Source organism: Aeromicrobium sp. CF4.19 (genome assembly GCF_051262555.1).
Classification (GTDB): Bacteria; Actinomycetota; Actinomycetes; order Propionibacteriales; family Nocardioidaceae; genus Aeromicrobium.
Map to the genome: position 1 here is coordinate 1 of NZ_JBIMEU010000015.1, position 23784 is coordinate 23784.

Annotated in this window: 25 protein-coding genes; 13 read left to right on the plus strand and 12 right to left on the minus strand. The window is 70.5% G+C overall.

The window, feature by feature from the left end; all coding sequences use genetic code 11:
* Window positions 1–67: 67 nt before the first annotated feature.
* A complete protein-coding gene (gene bcp / locus ACHAAC_RS17180; RefSeq protein ID WP_435717566.1) occupies window positions 68–544 on the minus strand; it encodes a thioredoxin-dependent thiol peroxidase in 477 nt (158 codons plus the stop codon).
* Window positions 545–590: 46 nt separating this feature from the next.
* On the opposite strand from bcp, the gene ACHAAC_RS17185 reads away from it, so the two are divergent.
* From ACHAAC_RS17185 to ACHAAC_RS17200, 4 genes are all read left to right on the plus strand, one after another.
* Window positions 591–839 carry a DUF3618 domain-containing protein gene (locus ACHAAC_RS17185; protein WP_435717567.1) on the plus strand — a complete coding sequence of 83 codons (249 nt, stop codon included), beginning with the start codon at window positions 591–593 and terminating at the stop codon, window positions 837–839.
* Window positions 840–870: 31 nt separating this feature from the next.
* A complete protein-coding gene (locus tag ACHAAC_RS17190) occupies window positions 871–1164 on the plus strand; it encodes a GroES family chaperonin (RefSeq protein ID WP_435717568.1) in 294 nt (97 codons plus the stop codon).
* A gap of 7 nt (window positions 1165–1171) precedes the next feature.
* Entirely contained in the window at window positions 1172–2290 is a 1119-nt protein-coding gene (locus tag ACHAAC_RS17195) for an FUSC family protein (protein ID WP_435717570.1), read from the plus strand.
* Between the two features lie 506 nt (window positions 2291–2796).
* On the plus strand, window positions 2797–2955 hold the full coding sequence (locus tag ACHAAC_RS17200) for a hypothetical protein (RefSeq protein WP_435717572.1): 159 nt from the start codon (window positions 2797–2799) through the stop codon (window positions 2953–2955).
* 261 nt (window positions 2956–3216) lie between these two features.
* Here the strand turns inward: ACHAAC_RS17200 and ACHAAC_RS17205 are convergent, their stop codons facing one another.
* The 5 genes from ACHAAC_RS17205 to ACHAAC_RS17225 all read right to left on the minus strand — a co-directional run bounded on the left by ACHAAC_RS17205 (window position 3217) and on the right by ACHAAC_RS17225 (window position 7623).
* Window positions 3217–4179: a serine hydrolase domain-containing protein gene (locus ACHAAC_RS17205; protein WP_435717574.1), complete on the minus strand. Its 963-nt coding sequence runs from the start codon at window positions 4177–4179 to the stop codon at window positions 3217–3219.
* An 87-nt stretch (window positions 4180–4266) separates the two neighbouring features.
* A complete protein-coding gene (locus ACHAAC_RS17210; RefSeq protein ID WP_435717575.1) occupies window positions 4267–5148 on the minus strand; it encodes an HpcH/HpaI aldolase/citrate lyase family protein in 882 nt (293 codons plus the stop codon).
* 10 nt (window positions 5149–5158) lie between these two features.
* Window positions 5159–6223 (minus strand): HpcH/HpaI aldolase/citrate lyase family protein, encoded by a 1065-nt coding sequence (locus ACHAAC_RS17215; protein ID WP_435717577.1) that lies wholly within the window; start codon window positions 6221–6223, stop codon window positions 5159–5161.
* A gap of 147 nt (window positions 6224–6370) precedes the next feature.
* Window positions 6371–6691 carry a zf-TFIIB domain-containing protein gene (locus tag ACHAAC_RS17220; RefSeq protein WP_435717579.1) on the minus strand — a complete coding sequence of 107 codons (321 nt, stop codon included), beginning with the start codon at window positions 6689–6691 and terminating at the stop codon, window positions 6371–6373.
* Window positions 6688–7623, minus strand: coding sequence for an IclR family transcriptional regulator (locus ACHAAC_RS17225; protein WP_435717581.1), 936 nt, complete (start codon window positions 7621–7623; stop codon window positions 6688–6690). The genes ACHAAC_RS17220 and ACHAAC_RS17225 overlap by 4 nt, the downstream gene beginning before the upstream one ends.
* A 74-nt stretch (window positions 7624–7697) precedes the next feature.
* On the opposite strand from ACHAAC_RS17225, the gene ACHAAC_RS17230 reads away from it, so the two are divergent.
* The 4 genes from ACHAAC_RS17230 (at window position 7698) to ACHAAC_RS17245 (ending at window position 12391) form a co-directional block, all read left to right on the plus strand.
* Window positions 7698–8474, plus strand: coding sequence for an SDR family oxidoreductase (locus ACHAAC_RS17230; RefSeq protein ID WP_435717583.1), 777 nt, complete (start codon window positions 7698–7700; stop codon window positions 8472–8474).
* 34 nt (window positions 8475–8508) lie between these two features.
* Complete coding sequence (locus ACHAAC_RS17235; protein ID WP_435717584.1) at window positions 8509–10017, plus strand: FAD-binding oxidoreductase; 1509 nt, start codon at window positions 8509–8511, stop codon at window positions 10015–10017.
* Complete coding sequence (locus ACHAAC_RS17240; RefSeq protein WP_435717586.1) at window positions 10014–11441, plus strand: FGGY-family carbohydrate kinase; 1428 nt, start codon at window positions 10014–10016, stop codon at window positions 11439–11441. The genes ACHAAC_RS17235 and ACHAAC_RS17240 overlap by 4 nt, the downstream gene beginning before the upstream one ends.
* Window positions 11442–11530: 89 nt before the next feature.
* A complete protein-coding gene (locus ACHAAC_RS17245; protein WP_435717588.1) occupies window positions 11531–12391 on the plus strand; it encodes a hypothetical protein in 861 nt (286 codons plus the stop codon).
* Window positions 12392–12463: 72 nt separating this feature from the next.
* Here ACHAAC_RS17245 and ACHAAC_RS17250 read toward each other — a convergent pair whose 3' ends face one another.
* Window positions 12464–13285 (minus strand): hypothetical protein, encoded by an 822-nt coding sequence (locus ACHAAC_RS17250; RefSeq protein WP_435717589.1) that lies wholly within the window; start codon window positions 13283–13285, stop codon window positions 12464–12466.
* Between the two features lie 18 nt (window positions 13286–13303).
* Window positions 13304–14245, minus strand: a complete 942-nt coding sequence (gene dapD / locus ACHAAC_RS17255; protein ID WP_435717591.1) for a 2,3,4,5-tetrahydropyridine-2,6-dicarboxylate N-succinyltransferase — start codon at window positions 14243–14245, stop codon at window positions 13304–13306.
* An 85-nt stretch (window positions 14246–14330) separates the two neighbouring features.
* On the opposite strand from dapD, the gene ACHAAC_RS17260 reads away from it, so the two are divergent.
* The 3 genes from ACHAAC_RS17260 to ACHAAC_RS17270 all read left to right on the plus strand — a co-directional run bounded on the left by ACHAAC_RS17260 (window position 14331) and on the right by ACHAAC_RS17270 (window position 16672).
* Window positions 14331–14549 carry a hypothetical protein gene (locus ACHAAC_RS17260; RefSeq protein WP_435717592.1) on the plus strand — a complete coding sequence of 73 codons (219 nt, stop codon included), beginning with the start codon at window positions 14331–14333 and terminating at the stop codon, window positions 14547–14549.
* Window positions 14550–14623: 74 nt separating this feature from the next.
* The gene (locus tag ACHAAC_RS17265) at window positions 14624–15451 is read left to right on the plus strand and encodes a transglutaminase-like domain-containing protein (RefSeq protein WP_435717593.1); all 828 of its coding nucleotides are present in this window, start codon (window positions 14624–14626) and stop codon (window positions 15449–15451) included.
* Window positions 15452–15595: 144 nt separating this feature from the next.
* The gene (locus ACHAAC_RS17270) at window positions 15596–16672 is read left to right on the plus strand and encodes a fatty acid desaturase family protein (protein ID WP_435717594.1); all 1077 of its coding nucleotides are present in this window, start codon (window positions 15596–15598) and stop codon (window positions 16670–16672) included.
* Window positions 16673–16687: 15 nt separating this feature from the next.
* On the opposite strand, the gene mqo is transcribed toward ACHAAC_RS17270, so the two are convergent.
* Together mqo and glnA are read right to left on the minus strand one after the other, a co-directional pair.
* On the minus strand, window positions 16688–18175 hold the full coding sequence (mqo, locus tag ACHAAC_RS17275; protein WP_435717595.1) for a malate dehydrogenase (quinone): 1488 nt from the start codon (window positions 18173–18175) through the stop codon (window positions 16688–16690).
* Window positions 18176–18366: 191 nt separating this feature from the next.
* Complete coding sequence (gene glnA / locus ACHAAC_RS17280) at window positions 18367–19788, minus strand: type I glutamate--ammonia ligase (RefSeq protein WP_435717596.1); 1422 nt, start codon at window positions 19786–19788, stop codon at window positions 18367–18369.
* Window positions 19789–19968: 180 nt separating this feature from the next.
* Between glnA and ACHAAC_RS17285 the strand changes: the two genes are divergently transcribed.
* Entirely contained in the window at window positions 19969–20328 is a 360-nt protein-coding gene (locus ACHAAC_RS17285) for an RDD family protein (protein ID WP_435717598.1), read from the plus strand.
* A gap of 228 nt (window positions 20329–20556) precedes the next feature.
* Here the strand turns inward: ACHAAC_RS17285 and ACHAAC_RS17290 are convergent, their stop codons facing one another.
* Together ACHAAC_RS17290 and lipA are read right to left on the minus strand one after the other, a co-directional pair.
* Entirely contained in the window at window positions 20557–21267 is a 711-nt protein-coding gene (locus ACHAAC_RS17290; protein WP_435717599.1) for a DUF4191 domain-containing protein, read from the minus strand.
* A gap of 47 nt (window positions 21268–21314) precedes the next feature.
* Window positions 21315–22259 carry a lipoyl synthase gene (gene lipA, locus ACHAAC_RS17295; RefSeq protein WP_435717602.1) on the minus strand — a complete coding sequence of 315 codons (945 nt, stop codon included), beginning with the start codon at window positions 22257–22259 and terminating at the stop codon, window positions 21315–21317.
* A 199-nt stretch (window positions 22260–22458) separates the two neighbouring features.
* Here lipA and ACHAAC_RS17300 point away from each other — a divergent pair, with 199 nt between their 5' ends.
* Window positions 22459–23730 (plus strand): sensor histidine kinase, encoded by a 1272-nt coding sequence (locus tag ACHAAC_RS17300; protein ID WP_435717600.1) that lies wholly within the window; start codon window positions 22459–22461, stop codon window positions 23728–23730.
* Window positions 23731–23784: the final 54 nt, after the last annotated feature.

The window sequence follows — 23784 nt, forward strand, 5'->3', positions numbered from 1 at the left end:
GAGCCTGAAACCAACCCTTGTTGCGTCCACGGCACGAATCCGCCCATGTCGACCTGGGAATCAGGAGTCAGGCGGGAGCGAGGCCGAGGTCGCGGCGCAGCTTGTCGACGTGACCCGTTGCCTTGACGTTGTACTGGGCGACCTGGACGACGCCGTCGGCGTCCAGGACGACGGTCGAGCGGATGACCCCCTCCACGACCTTGCCGTAGAGCTTCTTCTCGCCGAAGGCGCCCCACGCGGTCATGACCTCGCGCAGGGGATCGGAGAGCAGGGTGATCGTCAAGCCCTCCTGCTCACGGAACCGTGCGAGCTTCTCGGGCTGGTCGGGGGAGATGCCGAGGACCGTGTAGCCCTCGGAGGTGAGGCTCTCCAGCGACTCGCTGAAGTCCGTGGCCTGCTTGGTGCAGCCCGGCGTGAGGGCCGCCGGGTAGAAGTAGACGATCACCTTCGTGCCTCGCAGGCCGGACAGGCTGACGGCCTTGCCCGTGTCGTCGGGAAGGGTGAAGTCGGGGGCCTGGTCACCGGGCTGCAGTCGCGTCGTCATGGGGCCTATCCTTGCAGCGACCGCCCGTACCGACGAAAGGCCTCAGGTGAGCCCCTCCCAGACGGACGAGAAGGCCGACGAGATCGAGGCTGCGCTGGAGCGCCTTGCCGGATCGGTCGACCAGCTCGTCGATCGCGCCAACCCCAAGAACATCGCCCGGCGAGGCCTGGGGAGCGTCAAGGCGCGGTTCGTCGACGAGCAGGGACGCCTGCGGTACGAGACCGTGGTCCCCGTCGCGGTGGGCACGATCGCCGTCGTCGCGACCCTCGTGGGTATTCGTCGACTGGTCAGCTGAGGTGGGCGATGCCGACGGTCTGCCGATCCGGATGCTCCACGACCGCCTGCTCGTGCGGGTGGACGAGTCCGGCGACCGGCGCTCCTCCGGCGGCATCGTGATCCCGGTGACCGCCACGATGGGCCGCCGTCTCGCGTGGGCCCGGGTGGAGGCGGCCGGGGCCCACGTGCGCTCGGTCGAGGTGGGTGACCGGGTGCTGTTCGACCCGGAGGACCGGGCAGAGGTGGAGGTCCGCGGCGACGACTTCGTGCTCCTGCGCGAGCGCGACCTGCACGCCGTCGCGTCGGAACGGATCGACGAAGGCCAGACCGGCCTGTACCTGTGAGGTGACCATGGGAGCTCCGCGGGATGTTCCGCTGCGCCGCATCCGGCTGCGCAGCTCCGGGGAGACGCTCACCGAGCGCCTGCTGACCCTGCGACGACGCTGGCGGCTCCTGATCCGCCTGGGGGTCGCCCCGGCGCTGGCATTCCTCGTGGCCACGGAGGTCTTCGGCCACCAGCAGGCCTTCTTCGCGCCCGTCGCCGCCATCATCGTGATCACCGCCGGCGCCGGCCTGCGTGGGCGCACCGTGCTGGAGCTCGTGCTCGGGGTCGCGGTGGGGGTGCTCGTCGGGGAGCTCATCATCCTGACCATCGGCCGCGGCACCCTGCAGCTGGTGGCGGTCGTCGTCCTCACGGTCGCCGTCAGCATCCTGCTCGGCATCAAGGGCCTGGCGCTGACACAGGCTGCCAACTCCGCGGTCCTGCTCACCGCCGTGCTGCCCGTCGTCGGAGCCGGTAACCCGGCGGTGACCCGCTTCCTGGACGCCCTCATCGGCGGTGTCTTCGGCATGGCGATGATCCTGCTGCTGCCCCGCAACCCCGTGCGGGACATCGACGTGGAGGTCCAACGGCTGCTGCGCCAGCTCGCCTCCGTGCTCCGGGGCACCGCCCGTGCGATGCGCGAGGGTGACGCCGAGGCCGCCGATGCAGCCCTGGCCCGGGCCAGGGGGCTGCAACCGGGCCTCAACGATCTCGAGGCCACGGCCGAGAACGTCAGCGAGATCGCCAGGATGTCGCCCATGCGGTGGCGTCAGCGTACGCGGCTGGACCGCTACGTCGGCGCGGTGCGGGACTTCGACAACGCCATCCGCGACGCTCGCGTGCTCGCTCGCCGCACGGCGGCGATGCTGCGTCACGCCGAGTCGCCGCCGGCGGATCTCGAGCTTGCCGTCGAGGCGCTCGCCGACGCCGTCGACATCATCGCCGATGACCTCTCCGAGGACGACGACTTCGACGAGGCGCGGCGCAAGCTCGTGGACGCGGCCCGCATCGCCGTCCTCGCGCTGCCGGGGGCGATGACGCTGAACACCGCCTCGATCGCGGCCCAGGTCCGCTCCCTGGCCGCCGACCTGCTGTACGCCTCCGGCTCGACCCGCGACGAGATCGACGAGCGCCTGGACTTCGACTGACGAGCCCGTGTCCGCGGCAAGCAGACACCTGTCGGCGGTGCAGGGACTTCTCCACGGTGAGGTGACCGCTGTCGGCGCGGGAGCTCGACGAGGGATGCCACCCGATCGACGAGCACGACGCGCCGCGCGGGGGGTCGCGCGGCGGCGTCCCTCTGCGCTACGGTGACCGAGCACCTGACCCCGAGAGGAGGACCGATCATGGACGCCAAGCTCATCTGGACGATCGCCGCTGACCGTCGTGTCGCCACGTCCTTCGCCGGTCCGACCTCCGAGGCAGTGCCCCTGTAGCCAGAAGAACCTCTGGCACCAGTGCCGCTTCGGACCCCGGTCCCGAAGCGGCATTTTTGTGTCTGCACCCACCGCCCCGACGTCCATCACGATGCATCGACCAACCCAGCAGAAGGGAGGCGCGCGCCACCATGAACGACGAACCACGCCCCGAGCCCGCACACCGACCCCCACCCACCAACGGTACGACCGATGCCCTCGGAGAGGAGGTGAAGACCGTGGCGAAGTCCCGCCGCCCCGGGCGCAAGCGCGCCTGGGACGAGATGTCAGAGATCGACCGCGCGGTGCTCCTGGAGACCGTGCGTCAGCGACGCAGGGCCGAGGCGATCAAGCGATCCGTCGAGGCCGAGGTCTACCGCTCCCGCAGCATGCGATGAGGCGGGATGAGGCCAGGGCAAGGGTCCGCCGACCCTTGCCCTGGCCTCGCCTCCTGTCCGCTCCTCAGCCCCACGCCTTCCACGCCAGGTAGGCGACGACGAGGATGGCGATGATGGAGATCACGAGTCCTGCTGGCTCCATGCCTGGCTCCTGTGACGGCCTTGTTGATCAGTGGTTGCCATGATGCACGCTGGCACGTCGTTGACGCTCCTGGATGGTGTTGCGTCCCAGGGCGAGTCCCGACGTGCGGCCGTGGTGGCTCAGGCCAGCGAGGTGAGCAAGCGTCGTCCGACGGCGTCCGGGGCACTCACCCGGGCATTCACGATGGCGACGGCGGTGCCGGCGCTGCGGTCCAGGCCCAGCCAGGATCGAAAGCCCCCGGTGCCGCCGTTGTGCCACGTGATGGTCCGCTGACCGCTGGTCTGGGTGATCCACGCGGCACCGATGCGCAGGCCCATGAAGTCCTCCACGGGCTGGAGGGCATCGACCCCTGGTGCGCGGCCGTCCAGCAGGGCCGCGGCGAGCCGCCCGAGGTCGGCGATCGTCATCCGCACCGCACCGGCTGGGCCGAGCGCCTCGCCGACCCACGGCTCGGCCTCGCGCCCGAACCGGGTCAAGCCGATCATCGCGTCCGGTCGCAGGTCCTCCTGCCGCATCGGTACGTAGGCCGACGTCAGGTCGAGCGGGCCGGTGACCCGTCGTCGGAGCAGCTCGCCGTAGGAGCACCCGGCGGCGGCCGCGACGGCGTGACCCAGCAGCTGGAAGCCGAGGTTGGAGTACCGGGCCCGCGTCGACTTGAGCCGGGTGACCCTGGCCTGACCCAGCAGCTCCTCCAGGGTGTCCCCGTAGGGGTTGCTCCCGTTGACGAGCCACGTGATGGTGCGGCGGGTCATCTGGGCGCCTGCGGGCAGGCTGGGCAGCCCGGAGCGATGGACGGCCAACGAGGCCAGCCGGACCTCTGCGACGGGAGTGCCGGCCAGTCTCGGCAGGTGCTGCGCGAGACGGTCGTCCGGCGTCACATCGCCCCGCTCGAGCGCATCGACGTAGAGCAGCGCGGTCAGACCCTTGGAGATGGAGCCGATCTCCAGGTCGGCCTCGTCCGGGACGCCGTTGGTGAACGTCGAGACACCGTCCTCGTCGATGAGTGCCACCGACCACGGCCGATCACCGAGGCGGTGTCTGAGGTCGGCGACCCTGTCGTCGTGGCGCGATCTGCTCGTCATGCCTCCACGGTGCCGTGGACACCGGGCTCAGACATCAGCCTTCCGGCCATTCTCGCTCCATCGGAAGACGGGTTCGCTCTCAGCCCGTCAACGCGACGCGATGGCCTGGTGGAAGGCGAGGATGCGTCGTGCATCGCGGATGTGCAGCTCCTCGATCATCTTGCCGTTGAAGGTGGCGACGCCCTTGCCCTCGGCGCGCGCCTCCTCGAAGGCGGCGATCATCGAGTCCGCGCGTTCGACATCCTCGTCCGACGGCGCGAACGCGGCGTTCGCCGGCTCGACCTGCGAGGGATGGATGAGTGTCTTGCCGTCGAAGCCCATCTCGCGGCCCTGGCGGGCCTCGGCGTCGAAGCCCTCGAGGTCCTTGACGTCGTTGTAGACGCCGTCGACGATCACCTTGCCGGCGGCTCGGACGGCGAGCAGGGTCCAGGACAAGGACGTCAGCACGGCGGGGTTGCGGCCGGGCACGTGCAGGCCGAACGTCTCGTTGACGATGTCGTTCGTGCCCATCACGAAGACGGTCAGCCGCTCGTGCGCGGCGGCGATCTCCTCGGCGTGCAGCAGGCCGGCGGGCGTCTCGATCATCGCCCACAGCGCGGTGTGGTCGGGCGCGCCCGCGGCCTCCATGGCGGTGACCAGCGAGCGGACCTCGTCGGCGGAGTCGATCTTGGGCACGAGGATGGCGTCGGGGCCGGCCTCGGCAGCAGCGGCGAGGTCGTCGTCGTGCCACTGCGTGCCGATGCTGTTGACGCGGATGACGAGCTCGCGGTGGCCGTACTCGCCCGAGCGGGCGGCGGCGCAGACGCGGTCACGTGCCTCGGACTTGGCGTCGGGGGAGACGGAGTCCTCGAGGTCGAGGATCAGCGCGTCGGCCTCGATCGTCTTGGCCTTCTCGAGGGCCCGCTCGTTGGCGCCCGGCATGTAGAGGACGGAGCGGCGAGGGCGGATCTGCTCGGTGGCGTCGGTCATCGGTGTCTCCTCAGAGGTCGTAGGCGGCGGCGAGCTCGGGGTCGCGTTCGGCGAGGGCCTTGGCGAGGTCGAGCATGACGAGGCACTGCTTGCAGGAGGCGTCGTCCTCCATCTTGCCGTTGATCATCACGGCACCGGACCCGTCGCCCATCGCCTCGACGACCTCCTTGGCGTGCGCCACGTCGGCCGGCTCGGGGCTGAACACGCGGCGCGCGATGTCGATCTGCACGGGATGCAGGCTCCACGCACCGACGCAGCCCAGCAGGAAGGCGTTGCGGAACTGATCCTCGCAGGCCACGACGTCCTTGATGTCCCCGAACGGCCCGTAGAAGGGCAGGACGTCGTTGGCGGCGCACGCGTCGACCATCCGCGCGATCGTGTAGTGCCAAAGGTCCTGCTGGTGGGTCGTGCGCCCCTCGTTCAGGTCGTCGCCCGTGGGGTCCTCGCGCACGAGGTAGCCGGGGTGGCCGCCGCCGACGCGGGTTGTCTTCATGCGGCGGCTCGCGGCGAGGTCGGCGGGACCGAGGCTGATGCCCTGCATGCGCGGGCTGGCGCCGGCGATCTCCTCGACATTGGCGACACCCTCGGCGGTCTCGAGGATCGCGTGCACGAGGATCGGACGCTCCAGGCCGGCGCGGGCCTCGAGCTGGGCGAGCAGGCGGTCGACGTAGTGGATGTCCTGGGCGCCCTCGACCTTCGGCACCATCACGACGTCGAGCTGGTGACCGATCTCGGTCACGAGGGTGATGAGGTCGTCCAGCACCCAGGGGGAGTCGAGGCTGTTGACCCGGGTCCACAGCTGCGTCTGGCCGCCGGGTCCGAACAGGTTGGCGGTGGCCTTGGCGACGTCGACGAGACCCTGACGGGCGGCCTCCTTCTTCTCCGTCTTCACGGCGTCCTCGAGGTTGCCGAGGATGATGTCGACCTTCGGGGCGATGTCTGGGACCTTCGCGGCCATCTTCTCGTTGCTCGGGTCGAAGAAGTGGATCATCCGGGACGGCCGGAACGGGATGTCGACAGCCGGCTCCGGAGCGCCGACGGCGAGCGGACGGAGGAAAGCACGGGGATTGCGCACGGGACCACTTCCTGACGGGGACGGACCCCGGTCAGTATGCCGAGCGTCGTCGCCGTGGCCCCACGGTGGGTCCCCGCACGCCGGCCGTGTGGCGCGCGTGGGAGGTGCCTCGGCGCTCCTCCACCCGGCCCGCGGGTGGGGCGACCCTCAGTCGAACATCTCCATCAGCCAGTGCTCCTTCTTCTTCTTGCGGTACGGGCCGGAGGAGTCCCGGCGGTACTGGTGCTCGGAGTGGTGGGGCTCGGAGTACCGGGGGTCGGGCTGCCGGGGCTCGGGCTGCCGGGGCTCGGTGTACTGGCGGCCGGAGTCCGCGGGCGGGCCGGCGGGGGCCTCGGCGGCGAGACGGTCGAGGATCTTGTCCAGCTCGCCGCGGTCGAGCCAGACGCCGCGGCACTCGGGGCAGTAGTCGATCTCGACGCCGGATCGCTCGCTCATGACGAGGGTGGCGTTGTCGGTGGGGCACTTCACGGGTGGGTCCTCTCTGCCTGTCCCCGCTCGTCGCGGGCGGGGGAGCTCCGCGTCGATGAGGCGCGAGGCTGACTGCTGACGGTACGTGGTGGGCCACCGAGCGCGAGCGTGAGCGTCCGGGCGTGCAAGGCGACGTGGCCCCCGAGCTCGTCGACGCGTCCGCCGAGTCGGGACTTCGGAGCACTCACGTTGAGCGCGGCGACGATCGCTCCCGATGCGTCCCGCACCGGGGCCGACGCAGCCACGACGCCGTGCTCCAGCTCCTCGTCGGAGGTGGCGTAGCCCCGTCGCCGGACCCGCTCGAGCTCCTCGTGCAAGGACCGGAGGTCGTGGACGACCCTCGTCGTGGGCGTCGGCTCCTCGAGCACCCCGAAGGCCCCCGGGGCGCCCGGGGACGCGGCGTCCACCAGTGGAGCGTCCTGCCCGTGGACCGCGTACCACCCGTCCACCGTTCCGGGGTCCCAGTCGCTGAGCAGGGCCCGACCGGAGGGGGTGCGCCACGCGGCCGTCACGGTGCCGGTCCAGGGCGCCGTGCCCACCATGCGGGTGCTGGGCTCGCTCGCGAGCGTCAGGACGTTGCCGGCCCGCAGGACGCACAGGTGGGCGGTCTCCCGCAGGGCGTGCACCACGTCGCGCAGGACGGGGCGGGCCCGCTGGGTCAGCGATGCCTCGTGGGTGCGGGCGGCCAGTGCGTAGAGCCGCGAGCCCAGGCGGTAGGCCCGCCGCCGCGGGTCGCGATCGACCAGCCCCACCTCGCCGAGCGTGGCGAGCGCCCGCGAGATCACGGCCTTGTCCCGGTCCAGCAGCTCGGCGATCCGCACCACGCCGAGGCCGTCCTCCCGCAGCGCCTCCGGCTCCGCGAGCAGGTCGAGGATCTCCACGTCGCGGGCGAGTCCGGCGCCGTTGCGCCGCGGTGAGGACGGGGTGGGCATGCTCGGAGCCTAGCAGCGTTGCCATATGCACAACTATGGTTGCAGGGTGCCAGGAGGTGCGATTGGCTCGGTCCGTGGCGCTGACCGACTTCTCCCTCGACTCCTTCTCCCTGGCCGGGCGACGCGCCTTGGTCACGGGGGGAAACACCGGCCTCGGTCAGGCGTTCAGCGTCGCCCTGGCCCGTGCCGGTGCCGACGTCTTCGTGCCCTCGATCGTGGCCGACGCCGGGGAGACCGAGGAGCTCGTCACCGGCTGCGGACGGCGGTACGTGGAGCGTCACGCCGACCTGACCGTCGCCGGCGAGCCGGCCCGGGTCGTCGCCGAGTGCGTCGAACAGCTCGGTGGCGTCGACGTCGTCGTGAACTCGGCCGGCGTGTGCCTGACGGCCGACGTCACGGAGTTCGACCGCACGCAGTGGGACCCGATGGTCGCGGTGAACCTGACGGCGGCCTTCGAGCTGGCCCACCACGCGGGACGGGAGATGATCGGTCACGGGGGCGGCAAGATCATCAACGTCGCGTCGCTGTTCTCCGTGCTCGGCGGGCGGGGCTCGCCGGCCTACGCCGCCACGAAGGCTGGCATCGTCGGCTTCACCAAGGCCTACTGCGACGACCTCGGCGAGCACGGTGTCCAGGTGAACGCGATCGCCCCCGGCTACTTCGCCACCGCGATCACCGCCGCCACCCGCGCCGACGCCCGTGCCAACGAGCGGGTCGTCGAGCACATCCCCGCCGGACGCTGGGGCGAGCCGTCCGACCTCATGGGCGCGGTGGTCTTCCTGGCCTCGCGCGCCTCCGACTACGTCAACGGTCACGTCCTCACCGTCGACGGCGGCTACCTCGTCCGTTGACCTCCCCACCCGACATCCTCCGGAAGGCCCACCCATGATCCGTTCCCGCTCGACCCTGCGTCGCGAGGACATCGTCCGCGACGTCACGGACCTGCTCGGGCCCGACCGGGTCGACACCGACGAGCAGCGCCTGCGCGAGGGCAGCGTCGACCGATTCCGCAAGTACACCGCCGTGCACGGGATCTACGACGGCCCGCTCCCGTCGGCGATCGTGTACCCCTCGTCCACCGACGAGGTCGCTGCCGTGCTGGAGTACGCCCAGCGTGAGCGCGTCGCCGTAGTTCCCCGGACCGGGGGCACCAGCACCGAGGGGGGACTGGAGGTGCTGGTGGAGGACACGCTCGTCGTCGACGGCTCGCGGATGGACCAGATCCTGCGGATCGACCCGGAGAACATGATGGTCACCGTCCAGTGCGGTGTGCCGTTGCAGGTGCTCGAGGACACGCTGCGCGAGCGAGGTCTCACTACGGGACACTCCCCGCAGTCCAAGCCCGTCGCCCAGATGGGAGGCCTGGTCTCCACCCGGTCCATCGGGCAGCTCTCCACCCTCTACGGGGGGATCGAGGACATGGTCGTGGGCCTCGAGGCGGTGCTCGCGGGCGGCCGCGTCGTTCGGGTCAAGAACGTGCCACGCCGCGCCGCCGGGCCGGACATCCGGCACGTCGTGATCGGCAACGAGGGATCGCTGGCCTACGTCACGGAGGTGACGGTGAAGGTGTTCCGGTGGTACCCCGAGAACACCCGCTACCTCGGCTTGACGATGCCCACGTTCGACGCGGGGGTCCGGCTGCTGCGCGAGGTCGTCACTGCCGGCTTCCGGCCGTCCGTGGCGCGCCTGTACTCCCCGCAGGACGCCCGTCAGCACTTCCCGGACCATCCGCAGGACGAGAACCTCGTCGTCATGGCCGTGGAGGGACCGCAGCCGATCGTGGACGCGACGATGACGGCGATCGAGGAGATGGTGGCGCGGGTCGAGCACGTGCGCGTCCCCGGTGAGCGGATCCGGTCGTGGTTCGAGGGGCTCAACTGGGGCCCTGCGAAGATCGAGGCGGAGAAGCAGGAGATGGTGCGGACCCGGCACCTGGCCTACACGACCGAGGTGTCGGTCGACTGGTCCCGGACCACCGAGCTGTACGAGGCGGTCATGGACCGGATCCGGACGTCGTTCCCGCGGGCCGCCGACCTCACCCTGCTCGGCGCCCACTCCTCGCACTCCTACCAGACCGGCACCAACCTGTACGTCGTCTACGACTACGACATCGCCTGCGAGCCGCGGCAGGAGATCGACGAGTACCACCGGCCGCTCAACGCGATCATCGTGGAGGAGGCGCTGCGGGTCGGCGGGTCGATGGTGCACCATCACGGCGTCGGCAAGTACCGCACGCCCTGGATCCGGGACGAGCACGGCAGCGCCTACCACGTGCTGGCCGGTCTGAAGCGTGCCTTCGACCCCGAGAACGTCATGAACCCCGGTGCCGTCTTCCCGGTCGACGCCGAGGGCAGTGCACTGCTCGAGGCTCCAGCACCCTCACCTGCGCCATGACGGCCTACATCCTCGCCGTCGACGGTGGCTCGCAGAGCACGAAGGTCTCGATCTTCGACGACGCGGGGACGCTCCACGCGGCGGCCCGGGTGCCGCTGCGGCCGTACGCCCTCGGGCCGGACGGCCGTGCGGTGCATCCCGACGACGACCTCTGGGACACGGTGGCGCAGGGGACCCGCGCCGCGCTGGCCTCCTTCGCCGGGACCCCCCGCGACATCGTCGCGGTGGGGCTGTGCGGCATCCGCTTCTGCCGTGCCCTGGTGGGGGCCGACGGCCGGCTGACCGAGCCGGTGCAGAGCTGGATGGACGCACGGGTGTCCCGCCCGCTGGACGGCGTCGACGACACCGTGGCCACGGTGTGCAGCGCCGGCGGGTACCTCGCGGTGCGGCTGACCGGCGAGCGACGCGACAGTGCGGCCAGCTATCAGGGAATGTGGCCGATCGACGCCGAGCGCCGTCAGTGGTCCGACGATCCCCGGGAGCTGGCCAGGACCGGGACGTCGCTCGCGCTGCTGCCCGAGCTCGTCGACCCCGGTGGCCTGCTCGGTCGGATCACCTCCGAGGCGGCGGCAGAGACCGGCCTCCCCATGGGGGTGCCGGTCCATGCGACCGCCAACGACAAGGCCGTCGAGGCCCTGGGCTCCGGCCTCGTCGGTCCCGGCGCGGTCCTGCTGTCGCTGGGGACCTACGTCGCGGCGATGACGGTGGCCGACGGCCTCACCGGGTTCGATGACGACCGCTGCTGGGTCAATCCGGCGGCGGTGCCGGGGCGCCGGCTCGTGGAGAGTGCCGGCGTCCGACGAGGGATGTGGACGGTCTCCTGGCTGCAGGCCCTGGTCAGCTCGGCCGCTCCCGACCTGGTGGACGAGAACGCGGTCCGCGCCTGGCTCGATGCGGGCGCCCGCGACGTCCCGCCGGGGTGCGGGGGCTTGATGGTGCTCCCGGACTTCCTGGCACCCGGGCATGCGCCGTACCGGCGAGGGGCGATCCTGGGGCTGGACGGCTCCCACGGGCCCCACCACCTGCATCGGTCCGTCCTGGAGGGGATCGTGCTGACGATGGCCGACCACCTCGAGGCCATGGAGGCGGCGCTGGGCGAGCGCTCGCCCCGGCTGGTCGTCTCCGGAGGCGGCTCGCGCTCGGACCTGATGATGCAGGTCGTGGCCGACGTCCTGGGCCGTCCGGCGCACCGCAGCGCCGTCCCGGACGCTGCCGGGCTCGGAGCGGCGCTCTGTGCCGCCGTCGGGCATGGTGTGCACTCCGACGTGGAGACCGCGGTCGAGGCGATGGTCCGGCCCGGCCCGGTGGTCACACCCGTACCACGGGATCGCGAGCGCTATCGCGAGCTGCGAGAGGTCTACCGCGGTCTTCGGGACCACACCGATCCGATCCATCGTTCCATCGAGGCCGTCACTGCCGGGTGAACATCCTCGGACGTGTCGAGCCCGGGGGTTGCCAAACGCAGCAGCTTCCCTAGCCTGAGGAGGGTTCCCACCCACGACGAAAGGTGACGATGCCGTCCTCCGACGACACGATCCTCCAGAAGGCCGATTTCGGCGCGATCTACGACCAGCCGGACCCACGGGCGTACTACACGACTCTCGCGGAGCACGACTACCAGATCCCGCAGCACGGGGCGGACGTGTTCGACCGGCTCCTGCAGGACCGTGGCGCCGACGAGAGCCGGGAGCCGTCGACGGTGCTCGACCTGTGCTGCTCCTACGGCATCGTCCCGACGCTGCTCAACACCGACCTCACGATGGACGACGTCACGGCTCACTACGGCGCCGAGCGCACCGCGGCGATGTCCGACGAGGAGCTGGTCGGCACCGACCGTGACCTGCTCCGTGCCCACCGTCGACCCGATCCCGTGCGCACGATCGGCATCGACATCGCCAAGAACGCCGTCGAGTACGCCGTGGAGGTCGGAGCCCTCGACGCGGGCGCGGTCGAGAACCTCGAGATCGACGACCCCTCGCCGCGGCTCGCAGGGCTGCTGGCGGACCTGGACCTGATCACGACCACGGGCGGGGTCGGCTACGTGACCGAACGGTCCTTCACGCGGCTCCTGCGTCATGCGCCGCCGACGGTGTCCGTCGCTGCGTTCTGCCTGCGCACCTACGACTACGGTGACGTCCAGGCCGCTCTCGACGCCCACGGTCTGGTGACCGAGCGGGCCGAGGGCACGGTCCGGCAGCGACGTTTCACCAGCGCCGAGGAACGCGAGTGGGCCGTCGCCTCGGTGCGCGAGCGCGGGTTCGACCCGGCGGGACGTGAGGATGATGGCTACTATCACGCCCAGCTCTACGTGTCCCGGCCCGCCGATCGGGTCGCACAGACGCCCTTGGGGGACCTGGTGCCGAGCCTCGGGTGACGGGCCCCGTGGGACGGCTTCTGGTCGCCCTCCGAGGCGGGTGCCTCCTCGGTCCGTGGGAATCCCTGCGGCTCAGCCGAGGGTGACGACCACGCCGTCGTCGCTGGAGTCCGACTCCACCCAGCCGTCGGGAGAATCCTCGGCGGTCCACCGGCGACCGTCGAAGGTGATCGTGCCCAGGTGGAGCTGGTCGGCGTTGCCGACGAGGTAGTGCGCCAGCGACCAGCCGCTCGCCAGGCGGGTCTCGTCGTCGCCGCCGGGGGTGAGGGTGATGGTCCGGTCCTCCGTGGCGAGCTCGACGTCGCCGAACGCGGTCTCCAGGTCACTGCGGACGGCCTCGACCGACCCGCCGGCGGACGGGTTCAGCTGGCACGTGAACGCGGCGGGGGAGTGGCCACGCAGCGAGGAGGCGAGTGCGCGGGCGTACGGCTCGTGGTCCGCGTACGCCTCCGGGTAGGCCGATCGCTGGACCTCTTGGGCCGCGTCGGTGATCTCCATCGTCGTGTAGCCGTCGACCTCCGCGAGTCCGTCGTAGAAGCGTCCGATGGCATGGTTCGGGTCCATCACCTGTTCCGGGCTGCCCCAGCCCTGCGACGGCCGCTGCTGGAACAGCCCGAGGGAGTCACGGTCGCCGTAGTCGATGTTGCGGATCTTGGACTCTTGGAAGGCCGTGGCGATCGCGATGGTCACGGCGCGCGGGGGCAGCCCCCGGCGTTCGGCGGTGGCTGACATGAGCGCTGACCACTGCGCCTGCTCGAGGTCGACCTGGGCGCGTGTCTCACCCACCTCGGCCACGCAGTACTCGCCGCGCAGGGGTGTGCGGTCACGCACGGTGATGGCGACGATGACGCCGGCGACGAGCAGGCCCGCGATCAGCACCGTCCGGAGCCTCATGGCCCTGGACGGTCTGGGTCAGTTGGCATGGAGCTCGGAGTTCAGCTCGATGCCGGTTCGCCCGCCCCGCGGGCGTGCCTCGACGGCACCGGTCTCGCTGTTGGTGAGGAACAGCAGTCCGTCCTGGCCGGAGAGCTCACGTGCCTTGACGACGGTGCCGTCGGGCGTGCGGACCCGGGTGCCGGCCGTGACGTAGCTACCGGCTGCCACGACGCAGTCGTCGCCCAGGGAGATGCCGATGCCGGCGTTGGCGCCCAGCAGGCAGTTCTCGCCGATGCTGATGGTCTCGCTGCCACCTCCGGACAACGTCCCCATGATGGAGGCGCCACCGCCGATGTCCGAGCCGTTGCCGACCACCACTCCGGCGGAGATGCGGCCCTCCACCATGGCGTGGCCGAGCGTGCCGGCATTGAAGTTGACGAACCCCTCGTGCATGACGGTGGTGCCCTCGGCGAGATGGGCACCCAGACGCACACGGTCGGCATCGCCGATGCGCACCCCCGACGGGACGACGTAGTCGGTCATGCGGGGGAACTTGTCGACGCTGGTGACGTGGATGTCCTTGCCGGCCGCACGAGCGCGGGCACGGGTCAGCTCGAACCCCGGCACCGCGCACGGGCCGATCGTGGTCCAGGCGACGTTGCTGAGCAGGCCGAACTGGCCCTCCAGGTTGAGGCCGTGCGGCCGGACGAGGCGGTGGGACAGCAGGTGCAGGCGCAGGTAGACGTCGTAGGCGTCGGTGGGTGCCTCGGCGAGGTCGTCGATGATGACGTGCACGACGGCCGTGCGGACCTGGCGCACGGAGTCCTCGCCACCGAGGGCGCTCAGCCCCTCGGGCTCGTGGTCATGGGCGGACGGCGCACCGAGGCGGGGCTCGGGAAACCAGACGTCGAGGACGGTTCCGTCCTCTGTCAGGGTCGCTACGCCGTATCCGTGGGCTCCGGGATGCTGCTCGTTCATGGCCCCACGGTATCGAGTAGGACCGAACGTCCGAGGGCGTGTCCGGCTACCGGGCCGACTGCGTCTCGACGCTACGGTGGTGTCCATGACCTCTTCCGGCCAGGACCGCTCGAGCCGCGGCTCGAGGCGGTGGTGGCTCGGCTGGTTCGCGGCGGCCCTCGTCCTGAACCTGGTGCTGGACCTCCTGCTCGACCCACCGGTGTTCGTGCGGTGGGGCGTCGTCGTCCTCGCGGTGGTGGTGGCGATGCTTGCCGTCGGCCCGCGCGCATCCGCACGCCGCGCCGGTTCTCGCGAGCCCCGTTAGGCTGGACGAGACCAGTCTGCCGGGCCGGGCCCGCCGGGCTCGCGACGGCAGCAGGGAAGGTGGAGGTCGTGACGATGACGTCATCGGTGGGCACGCGTCGGCTGCTCGTGGGCTGTGAGTTCACCTACGAGGCAGAGGTGGAGACCTTGGCGGTCTTCCAGGTCAGGCCGACGCAGTCCGCGTCGTTCATCCGGCGCACCGAGTCGTGGGTCTCCACGCCGAGCCTGTCGCTGCACTCCTACGACGACATCTACGGCAACCCCTGCACCCGGGTCCTGCTGCCTGCCGGCTGGTCCAGCCTGCGCTACGACGCGGAGCTGCACGTCCTGGACGCCACGGAGGACGTCGACGAGTCGGCTCCGGAGGTCACGCCGGACCATCTCCCCGACGCCACGCTGATCTACACGCTGCCGAGCCGGTACTGCCTGCCGGACGTGCTGGCCGACGAGGCCTGGGAGCTGTTCGGCTCCCAGGAGCCCGGCTACCGCAGGGTCCGGGCGATCTGCGACCACGTCAACCAGCACCTCGCCTTCCAGTACGGCAGCTCCGGCCCCCTCACCACCGCCGCCGACGTGAACTCCAGCCGACTGGGGGTGTGCCGCGACTACACCCACCTGGCCATCACGTTCTGCCGGGCGATGAACATCCCGGCCCGCTACGTCTTCGGCTACCTGCCGGACATGGACACGTCGACGAAGGCGATCCCGATGGACTTCGCGGCGTGGATGGAGGTGTGGCTGGGGGACCGGTGGTACACCTTCGACCCGCGCAACAACGTGCCTCGCAAGGGCCGCGTGGTCATCGGCCGCGGTCGCGACGCCTCCGACGTCGCGATGGCTACCACCTTCGGCGGACCCCGGCTGCACGACATGACCGTCCGCGCGGAGGAGATCCTCACGTAGGTTCGAGGCTGTGCCGACGAGGACTTTGCCCTAGCCTGAGAAGTGGACCGCGAGCCGCTGGTCCGTCGTCCGCGGGCATCGCGGAGGCAGGGGGCACAGGCGGCCGTGACGAACGAGAGCGGTGACGCGGTGTCCGATCGCCTCATGACCTCCGAACCCGCACGAGAGGCGGGCTCGACCAGCGAGCAGTTCGTCAGCCACTACACCGAGCTGGCGGCGACGGTCCGGGAGTCGGGGCTCCTGCGACGACGGCACCTGTACTACTGGACGCAGATCGGCGTGGCCGTCGCCGCGTTCATCGGGGTCTGGGTGGGCGTCTTCCTGCTGGGGGACTCCTGGTGGCAGATGGTGCTGGCCGTCGCCCTGGGGCTGGTGGTGACCCAGTTCGGTTTCCTGGGCCACGACGCGGCGCACCGACAGATGTTCAGCTCGCCGACGTGGAACGCGTGGACCGCCCGCATCCTCGCCGGCGGGTTCGCGGGGCTGAGCCTCACCTGGTGGCGCGCGAAGCACAACAAGCACCACCGAGCGCCCAACCAGGAGGGCCAGGACCCGGACATCGCCCCAGGACCGCTCGCGTTCACTCCGGACATCGTCGCCTCACGCACCGGCTTCGCCGGCTGGTTCGCCAAGCACCAAGGGTGGTTCTTCTTCCCGCTGCTGACGCTGGAGGGCATCAACCTGCACGTGGCGAGCGTGCGGACCGGTCTGGACCGCAGCTCCCGCCAGCCGTGGCGGCGCCTGGAGCTGTGCCTGGTGGTGGGGCGCCTGGTCGGCTACGTCGCCGTCCTGCTCATCGTGCTGCCCCCCGTCATGGCGGTCGCGTTCTTCGCCGTGCAGATGGCGACGTTCGGCGTCGGCCTGGGTGCGGCGTTCGCGCCGGCCCACAAGGGGATGCCCATCGTGCCGGCCACGATGAAGCTGGACTTCCTGCGCCGGCAGGTGATGGTCTCGCGCAACGTCCGCGGCAACCCGCTCACGGACTTCTTCATGGGCGGCCTGAACTACCAGATCGAGCACCACCTGTTCCCGAACATGCCGCGCTGCAACCTGCGCAAGGCGCGGCCCATGGTGAGGGCTCACTGCGAGCAGGCGGGCATCGACTACGTCGAGGTCGGTCTGTTCCACTCCTACGCCCTGGTCGTGGACTACCTCAACAACGTCGGCCTGCGCGCCCGCGACCCCTTCGACTGCCCACTCGCCGCCCAGCTGCGCGGCTGAACGGGCGAGCAGGAGTCAGAGCAGGCCCAGCACCTCATCGGTGCGCGCCGTCGTCGATGCGGCCAGTGCCGGGTCGTCGGCAAGGTCGGTGTCCAGCGACGGGACGAGCGTGCGCACCCGGTCCCGCCAGCTCGGTGCATGCGGCCCGACCAGTCGGCCGAGGACGTCGATCATGATCGAGGCCGACGTCGAGGCTCCGGGCGAGGCCCCGAGAAGGCCGGCGAGCGTGGCGTCGGCCGAGGTCACGACCTCGGTGCCGAAGCCGACGATCGTCGCCCGCCCCGCGCTGGGCCGGACCAGCTGGACGCGTTGACCGGCGGTGATCAGCTCCCAGTCCTCGGGCCGGGCTTCCGGGACGAAGCGTCGCAGTGCCGTGAGCCGTCCACCGGCGCCTCGGCGCAGCTCTGCGAGAAGGTGGCGCACCATGTCCGGGTGGTCCAGGGCCGCCATCGCCAGGGTCCGGGCGTTGCCGCGGTGCACCGAGCGCGGCAGGTCGCTGCGGCGGCCGTGCTGCAGGAATCGCGGGGAGAAGGATGCGAACGGGCCGAACAGGAGCGACTCCTCGCCCTGGACGCTGCGCAGGTCCAGGTGGGGCACCGAGATGGGCGGGGCTCCGGGCTCGGCGTGTCCGTAGACCTTGGCGCGATGCCCCTGCACCAGGTCGGGTCGACTCGTGCGCAGGAACTGGCCGCTGAGCGGGAAGACCCCCAGGCCCGCCACCTCCGGGAGACGCGCGGACCGCAGCAGCGGCAGCGTGCCTCCGCCGGTGCCGGCGAAGACGAGCCTCGCCGTGACGGTGGGGGCCGAGACCTGGTCGGTACGCGTCGAGAGCTCCCAGACGTCCCCGCGTCGCCGCAGCGCCGTGGCCTCGTGCCCGGTGAGCACGGTGGCGCCGCGTCGTCGCAACGCGGCCACGAGGTGCTGGGTCAACGCGCCGTAGTCGACGTCCGTCCCGGCCTCCGAGCGCGAGACGGCCATGGGCTCCCCGGGAGATCGACCGGCCAGCATGAGCGGGAGCCAGGCGGCCAGCTCCTGGCGGTCCTCGCTGAACCGTTGGCCGCGCATGAGGGGGTGCTCCTGGAGCGCTGCATGGCGTTGCCGCAGGTAGTCGACGCCGTGGTCGCCGAAGCCGACGCTCATGTGGGGAACAGGTCGGATGAACGACGCCGGCTCAGGGAGGGTGCCATGAGCGACGAGGGCGGACCACAGCTGACGGGTCACGTGGAACTGCTCGTTGACGCTGACTGCGGCGGTGATGTCGACCGAGCCGTCGGGGCGTCGTGGGGTGTAGTTGAACTCGCAGAGCCCGGCGTGGCCGGTGCCGGCGTTGTTCCAGGCCTGCGAGCTCTCCAGCCCCACGTCGTCGAGGCGCTCCACGAGCGTGATGCGCCAGTCGGGCCGCACGTGGCTGGCCAGCAGCCCGAGGGTGGCGCTCATGATGCCGCCTCCCACGAGCAGGAGGTCGGTCGCGGAGGTCGCAGGGGAGGCGGCGGTCGAGGTCACGCCGCCACGGTAGGGGCAGGGGTCAACCGCGACCTTGAGGCCACCTCGAGCGTTCCGATCAGCAGGTAGGACGCCCGCCGGGTCGACGTCGCGCGATCACCCGGTGCGAGGAGATCGTCCGGAAAGCGGATCGCCCTCGACCACACGTGGTCGAGGGCGATCCAGGGCTCGCGCCGTCCGGCGCGTGCGGCTCAGATGTCGTAGTAGAGCTCGAACTCGTGCGGGTGCGGGCGCAGCTGCACGGGCAGGATCTCTTCCTGGCGCTTGTAGTCGATCCACGTCTCGATCAGGTCCGGCGTGAAGACGTCACCGGCCGTCAGGAACTCGTGGTCGGCCTCGAGCGAGTCGAGCACCGCGTTGAGCGACGTCGGCACCATGTCGATCTGCTCGTACTCCTCCGGCGGCAGCTCGTAGATGTTCTTGTCGATCGGGGCGGGCGGCTCGATCTTGTTCTTGATGCCGTCGAGGCCGGCCAGCAGCAGCGCCGAGAAGGCGAGGTACGGGTTGGCCGACGGGTCGGGGCAGCGGAACTCGATGCGCTTGGCCTTCGGGTTGGCACCGGTGATCGGGATGCGGACGCAGGCCGAGCGGTTGCGGGCCGAGTAGACCAGGGCGATCGGAGCCTCGAAGCCCGGCACCAGACGGTGGTAGCTGTTGACCGAGGGGTTGGTGAAGGCCAGCAGAGACGGCGCGTGCTTGAGGATGCCGCCGATGTAGTGGCGAGCCATGTCGGACAGCCCGCCGTAGCCGGCCTCGTCGTAGAACAGCGGCTTGCCGTCGTTCCAGATCGACTGGTGCACGTGCATGCCCGAGCCGTTGTCGCCGAAGAGCGGCTTCGGCATGAACGTGACGGTCTTGTCGTTCGCCCACGCGGTGTTGCGCACGATGTACTTGAACTTCATGACGTCGTCCGCGGCCTTGAGCAGCGTGTCGAACTTGTAGTTGATCTCGCCCTGTCCGGCGGTGCCGACCTCGTGGTGGCCGCGCTCGAGCTCCAGGCCCGCGACGCCGAGGTTGGTCATCATGTCGTTGCGCAGGTCGGCGAGGGAGTCCGTCGGCGCGACGGGGAAGTAGCCACCCTTGTAGCGGACCTTGTAGCCACGGTTGTCGTCCATGGAGTCGCTGGTGGACCACGCGGCCTCGGCCGAGCTGATCTCGTAGAACGACTTGTTGGCGCTCGTGCCGTAGCTGACGCGGTCGAAGATGTAGAACTCGGCCTCGGGGGCGAAGAACGCGGTGTCGCCGATGCCGGTCGTGGCGAGGTACGCCTCGGCCTTGCGGGCGATGTTGCGGGGGTCGCGCGAGTAGGCCTCGCCGGTGATCGGGTCGTGGACGAAGAACTCCATCGCGATGGTCTTGCGTCGCTTGAACACGTCGACGTAGGCGGTGCCGAAGTCCGGGAACAGCACCATGTCGGACTGGTCGATGCTCTGGAAGCCGCGGATCGACGAGCCGTCGAAGGCGACGCCGTTCTCTGCCATCGCCGCGTCGAACGTCGACGCCGGCAGGGTCACCTGCTGCTGGATCCCGGGCAGGTCGGTGAAGCGCACGTCGAGGTACTCGACACCTTCATCCTTGACGTACTTGAAGAACTCGTCGGCATTGCCGAACATGGGGCCTCCTGGACCAGTGGTCGTGGTGTCGATACTCGAATTCCGGCGGGGGTGTCGATGCAGCGATGCATCGTGCTCCTGACGGTAGGCAGTGGCAGTTTCCCGACCGTCACCGGTTTGTTTCCGGCATGTTACAAGTCGCGGGGCAGGTCCGCTCGGCCGGTCGATAGGCTCGACGTCGTGCCCACGGTCTCCATCGGTCGACGTCTGCTCGCCCTGCTCGTCGACTGGGTCATCGCCCTGTTCACCGCCTCGCTCATCACGGGGACCCCCGTCTACGGGGCCGAGGCCGGCAGCTCGTTCGTGACGCTCGGGGTCTTCTTCGTGCAGGTCTGGCTGCTCGAGGGCCTGTTGGGCTTCACCGTGGGCAAGCGACTGCTGCGGATGCGGGTCGAGGGCCCCGGCCGCGGCCCGATCGGTCTCGGACGGTCGGCGATCAGGGCGGCGCTGCTGTGCCTGGTGATCCCGGCCCTCATCCAGAACGACGACGGTCGCGGCTTCCACGACATCGCGGCGGGCTCCCGCATCGCCCCCACCTGACGCTCGCGAGTCACTCCGACGCTGCGGCGAGTCACTCCCGGGCCGGGGGAGTGACTCGCGGGGCCGGGGGAGTGACTCGCGAACTCACCGGACCATGCAGGGCGTCGCGGACCGGATCGCGCTGAGGCGCGCCTCTGGGCGCGTGCAGGATGGAGCAGCGCGAGAGGCCGGACCGGCGTACCAGCCATGAGACGTCGTGGGTTGTGAGGCTCACGACACCACCTCGTGCTACCCCCTCATCATCTTGCGTGCACCCTTCGCGCTCGTGGGCATGGGGCCGCGCGGCATCGGGGCGACGGGGCGCATGGCGTCGAGGGCCTTGAGCTTGTTGATGACGGCGGTCTGCTCGGCCGGCTTGATGGCCTTGGGCAGCTTCTTGACGTGCTTGATGACCTTGGTGAGCGGGACCTCGTCGTCGCCGCGGCCGACCTGGACCGTGATGACAGGAACCTCTTCGCCGACGATGCGGGCGTGCTTCTTGCGCTCGGCGGTCAGCAGGTTGCGGGTGCGGCCGGTGTTGCCCTCCCCGACGAGGACCACGCCGGGCTTGCCGACGACGCGGTGCACGACGTCCTGGTTCTTGGTGAAGGCGATGGCGGGCTTGACGAACCAGCCGCGACGCAGCATCTGCAGCGCACCGGCGGCGGCACCGGGCTGACCCTCGGCCTGGGCGTACATCGATCGCTCGGCGCGACGGCCGAAGACGATGAGGACGGCGAGCAGACCCGAGAGCAGGGAGAACAGGACGGTGCTGACGATGCTGAGCCAGTGCGTGCCGAAGACGAAGTATCCGAAAGCACCCAGCGCGGCGGCCACCACCACGAACCACAGGAGCAGGATCAGACCGATGTGCTTGTCGGTGCGCTTGGTGATCCGGTACGCCTGGCGCATCTGGCGCAGGCGGCCCTTCTCGGGGGTTGCGGCGGCGGGGTTCGACATGGCGGTCATTCTACGCGGCGCGGTCCGGCGACCGATCGCGCCGTCGTTCAGGCCCTCTGGTCGGCGCCGGCGTGGTGCAGGACGACCTCGCCGGTGGACTCACGCTTCTCCACGGCCTGCTGGTACAGCCGGCCTGCGCGGTAGGAGGAACGCACGAGCGGGCCGGACATGACGCCGGCGAAGCCGATCTCGTCGGCCTCGTCCTTGAGCTCGACGAACTCCTCGGGCTTGACCCACCGCTCGACGGGGTGGTGCCGGGGTGAGGGACGCAGGTACTGCGTGATGGTGATGAGGTCGCAGCCGGCCTCGTGCAGGTCGCGCAGAGCCTGGCTGACCTCCTCGCGGGTCTCGCCCATGCCCAGGATGAGGTTGCTCTTGGTCACCAGGCCGAAGTCGCGGGCCTGGGTGATGACGTCCAGCGAACGCTCGTAGGTGAAGGCCGGGCGGATCCGCTTGAAGATGCGCGGGACGGTCTCGACGTTGTGCGCCAGCACCTCGGGGCGGGAGTCGAAGACCTCCTCGAGCAGCTCGGGCTTGCCGTTGAAGTCCGGGATGAGGTTCTCGACACCGGTGTCGGGGTTGAGCTCGTGGATCTTGCGCACCGTCTCGGCGTACAGCCAGGCACCGCCGTCTGGCAGATCGTCCCGCGCCACCCCGGTGATGGTGGAGTAGCGCAGCTGCATCTTCTGCACGCTCTCGGCCACGCGCCGCGGCTCGTCGCGGTCCAGGGGCTGGGGCTTGCCGGTGTCGATCTGGCAGAAGTCGCAGCGCCGGGTGCACTGCTCGCCACCGATGAGGAACGTGGCCTCGCGGTCCTCCCAGCACTCGAAGATGTTGGGACAGCCGGCCTCTTGGCAGACGGTGTGCAGCCCCTCGCTCTTCACGAGCTTCATCAGCTCGTTGTACTCAGGCCCCATCTTCGCCCGGGTCTTGATCCACTCGGGCTTCTTCTCGATGGGGGTCTGTGCGTTGCGAACCTCGAGTCGCAACATCTTGCGTCCTTCGGGTGCGATGGTCACGCCCTCCACTGTACGCCCGAGGATCACACGCCGGCGGGGGTGACCCGGTGCTCCGCGGGACGCCGGACGGGAGGGGCTCGAGCCGCCCCGGAGCCGCGCCGACGACGTGGCCGCCTCGACCCCCCGCGACGCGCGTGAGGCCGGGGCCGGAACGATCGCCTAGGGTCGGGGCGTGATCCCTCTCGACCGGTCGTGGGACCGACCGGGCCCGACGCCCAGGCAGATTCGTGCCGACGTGTGGGTCGGCGTGGTCGCAGCCGTCATCGGCATCGCCTCGGTCGAGGTCTACCGCAGCGCGTCGGGGGCCTCGGTGGGATGGCAGGGCCTGGAGGCGTACCTCTGGTTCGCGCTCGCCGGTCTCCTGCTGATCGGCCGGCGGCGCTACCCGCTCACCACGCTCGCCCTCGTCTCGGCGATCTTCGTGGCCGTGGGCGAGCGGCTCACCGAGCTGGGCGTCGTGTTCACGATCCAGATGATCCTGTTCGCCGCGTTCTACTCGGCCTGGGCCTGGTCGCGACGGCCACGCTCGCTGCTCGTGGTGTCGGTGACCGTGCTCCTGGGGATGTTCGGCTGGCTGCTCTACCAGCTGGCCTCCCCGGCGATGATCGTGCCGGGCGAGAGCAGCGGCCTGATCCCGGCCCAGGCAGCGATCGTCACCTACAGCCTGACCATCAACGTCGTCTACTTCTTCGGCGCCATCGCGTGGGGTCAGGCGGCCTGGCTGAGCGCACGTCGCAGCGCCCAGGTCTCCGCCCAGATGGAGCGCGAGCGCGACCAGAACGAGGCCGAGCGCCGTCGCGCCGTCCAGACCGAACGCGTCCGCATCGCACGGGACCTGCACGACGTCGTGGCCCACCACGTGAGCGGCATCGGCGTCCAGGCCGCCGGTGCCTCGCGGCTGCTGGAGAGCCGGCCGGAGTCGGCCAGGAAGGCGTTGGGCACGATCGAGGCGTCGTCGCGCCAGGCGGTCAGGCAGATGCACCAGCTCGTCGGCCTCCTGCGTGCGGCCGATGAGGAACGCTCCGGCGAACGCACTCCGCAGCCCGGCCTGGAGGCCATCGCGGGGCTGGTCGACGCGACGACAGGCCTCGAGGCGGAGTACCACGAGGTGGGGGAACGCCTCGCCGTCCCGCCGACCGTCGGGGTCTCGCTGTACCGCGTCGCCCAGGAGGCGCTCACGAACGTGCAACGACACGCAGCGGCCAAGAAGGTCACCATCACCGTCCGCTACCGCGACCCGGGTGACGAGCCCGCGTCCGTCGAGGCCGAGATCGTCGACGACGGTCGTGGTGCAGCAGCGCGGACGAGCGATGAGTCCGGCGGGTTCGGGCTGGCTGGCATCCGCGAGCGGGCCGAGATGCACAGCGGGGTCACCGAGATCGGCCCGAGACCCCAGGGCGGCTTCCGCGTCCGGGTGCGGATCCCCGTCGAGGGGGACGCATGAGCTGGGGGCACCTCCCGCGAGCCCTGCGAGTGGGGGCGCGCCAGCGAGCGCTTG